Annotated in this window: 1 protein-coding gene; it reads right to left on the minus strand. The window is 67.3% G+C overall.

Features of this window, described 5'->3' with window-relative positions:
* On the minus strand, positions 1-556 hold a 556-nt coding region (locus tag ACDA63_RS20170), incomplete at both ends, for a hypothetical protein (RefSeq protein ID WP_373665092.1).

The raw sequence follows: 556 nt of genomic DNA on the forward strand, positions 1-556 counted from the left end.
TCCTGGCAGGCGATGCGCTTCTGTGCCGGTGGGCAGTTCTGGAAGCGCGGGTCGGCCTTCATCCTGTCGAGGTTCGCCCACAGATCGGGGCGCACGGTCACGCTGGTGCGAAGTGCGCTGTTGCCCATCCAGCGTTTGCCTTCGGCGAGCCCCGTGCTCAGGCGGTCGGCCTCGCCCATGGCTTCTTCCACGAAGCCCCAGCCGTTGCGCTCGGCCTGCTCGGCGCGCCCCGCGTCGATCCAGCACTGCGCTTTGGCGCCGTCGTAGTTGGCGGCCTGGCTGCCCAGGTTGTCCATGCGCAGTTGCAGGCCATCGAGGCCGTCTTTCCTGTCATACATGAAGCGCCCGTAGGTGTTCATCCACGGGTCGTCCACCGCCCCGCTGCTGCCCTGCTCGGGTTTTTGCCCGGCACGGTCGATGAGCTTGTTGCGGTTGAGCGCCCCCGCTTGCGTACTTTGCGGGGCCAGCGTGGTTTGCGAGACCGTCGGGTCCTGGATCTGTAGTTTGTCGCGCACGTCATGGTTGGCGCAGCCGGCGGCCAGCGCGGTCATGACGG

It is taken from the genome of Uliginosibacterium sp. sgz301328 (assembly GCF_041807905.1).
GTDB lineage: Bacteria > Pseudomonadota > Gammaproteobacteria > Burkholderiales > Rhodocyclaceae > JBGVSA01.